The following is a 1815-nucleotide window of genomic DNA, read 5'->3' as shown; positions in this document are numbered from 1 at the left end:
AAGCTTCCGAATACGGTCAAGCAAATGCATTAATTGAAGGTTTTGAGCCTCAATATGTTTTAGCTGACAGGGGTTATGACTCAGATGATTTTGTTAAAGCCATTGAAAATAAAGGGGCTGTAGCCGTTATCCCCTCTCGTAGAGGAAGAAAAGAACCCCGAATTCATGATACCGAGTTATATAAAGAGCGAAACCTTGTAGAACGATTATTTCAAAAATTGAAACAGTTCCGTAGAGTGGCAACGCGCTATGAGAGAAAGACTAAGCACTATTTAGGGACGCTTCAATTAGCTGCTTCTATGATTTGGTTAGCGTAATTGTCAACAGTCCCTAGACACTTAACTAGATTTTTTAAATCCTAATCATTATATGACAAATTACTACAGCTACTTGATATTGACACTCCATGAATCACTATTTAAGATAATAGTTACATTATCACCATTATCTTCGCTTTCAAATCCACACGACTCGTTACCTGTGTGCAAGTTTCCGTTAGATGCAATGTAGGTTACCGACCAATGATCTCTATGAGAAGAGCTTGCGAATACCTGCCCACCACCTGTTGAATTATCATTAGCCAATGTAGATGCTTGAACGGTTCCTGATTCATGATCATCTGCATGATGTTGGACATTCACATTTGAAATTGTACCGCCCGTATTATTCATTACACTAAATGTTCCAGAGTATGAACTCATAATATATTTCTTTATTAAATAAAAAATTCAAATTTATTGGTGTATTTTCATCATTGATGAAAAATAATGAATTATCATTTTACAAAATACACCTTGTTTAAAGAGTTACAGATAAATCTGAGTATAGAGTATAGTAGAGAGTAGAGAGTATAAACGTGAGCGTCCGGCGAACTACACCTTGTTTAGATTAACGTGCCAGGGTAAGAGGCTATTGAGATCGCAGTTAGGATTGGATAATTGTTCCAAACAGTGTTCGATATAATCGAACGGCGTTAACCCATTCGATTTGGCCGTTTCTATGATGCTGTATAAAATTGCACTGGCCTTTACACCACGGTGATTGTGGTTAAATAGCCAGTTCTTTCGACCGATCACAAACGGTTTTACCGCGCGCTCTGCGCGATTATTATCGATATTCAGTCGGCTATCCTCACAGTAACGACTGAGCTTTGACCATTGATTAACACAATAATGCAGTGCTATCCCCAATGCACTTTGCTTTAACACTTGGGTAATGGATTTATCCAACCATTGTTTAAATTCTACTAATTGAGCTTTTGAATGTGTGCGCCTAAAATAGAATCGCTCTGTCAGACTGAGTGATTCTATTTGCCTTTCAATCCGGTATAGCTTGGCTATCATGTTTAGCGCCATATCAGCTTTGGTTGTTTTACCTGTTTTGTTTGTGCCTTGCGCGATGAGGGCTTCTTTAAATTTTCGTCTCGCATGGGCCCAGCAGCCGACCAGTTTATTGCTGGCCTGCTGATAAGCCGCATACCCATCAACCTGTAAATAACCATTAAATATTGCCTGCTCTGTGGCAAGAAAATGACTCACGCACACGCCCGCGCGGCTACCATCTTGGTAGTCGTACAGCACAATATTGCGCATATCTTGATAGCGTGGCTCATCATCAGGCCCATCGGCCCCTGAGCAATAGACCCACATGTAGGATTTTACCCGCTCATCGTTTATCACTTTGAGCGTGGTTTCATCAGCATGTAATACTTAGATTGCCATAATAACCGACACACTTTGGTATAGAAAAGAGGGTTAGCTGCCTATAAGCTTCAATCTCTCACAAAATCGGCCAAGGTTCTCAAATGAAAAACCA

Annotated in this window: 2 protein-coding genes and 1 pseudogene; 1 reads left to right on the top strand and 2 read right to left on the bottom strand. The window is 39.9% G+C overall.

Going from position 1 to position 1815, the window contains the following annotated elements:
- The coding region (locus L2764_RS27000; protein ID WP_248943416.1) for a transposase at positions 1-317 on the top strand (317 nt) is incomplete at its 5' end.
- Between the two features lie 69 nt (positions 318-386).
- Here the strand turns inward: L2764_RS27000 and L2764_RS26995 are convergent.
- Positions 387-701 carry a hypothetical protein gene (locus L2764_RS26995; protein WP_248943415.1) on the bottom strand — a complete coding sequence of 105 codons (315 nt, stop codon included), beginning with the start codon at positions 699-701 and terminating at the stop codon, positions 387-389.
- Between the two features lie 171 nt (positions 702-872).
- Positions 873-1697: pseudogene (gene tnpC / locus L2764_RS26990) on the bottom strand (IS66 family transposase); the annotation flags it as partial.
- Positions 1698-1815: the final 118 nt, after the last annotated feature.

Source organism: Shewanella surugensis, assembly GCF_023284005.1.
Classification (GTDB): domain Bacteria; phylum Pseudomonadota; class Gammaproteobacteria; order Enterobacterales; family Shewanellaceae; genus Shewanella; species Shewanella surugensis.
This window is presented reverse-complemented; position numbering and strand designations above follow the sequence as displayed.

Excerpts from the sequence above, each read along its gene's own strand:
- L2764_RS26995 (WP_248943415.1), bottom strand. The coding sequence starts at position 701 with ATGAGTTCATACTCTGGAACATTTAGTGTAATGAATAATACGGGCGGT.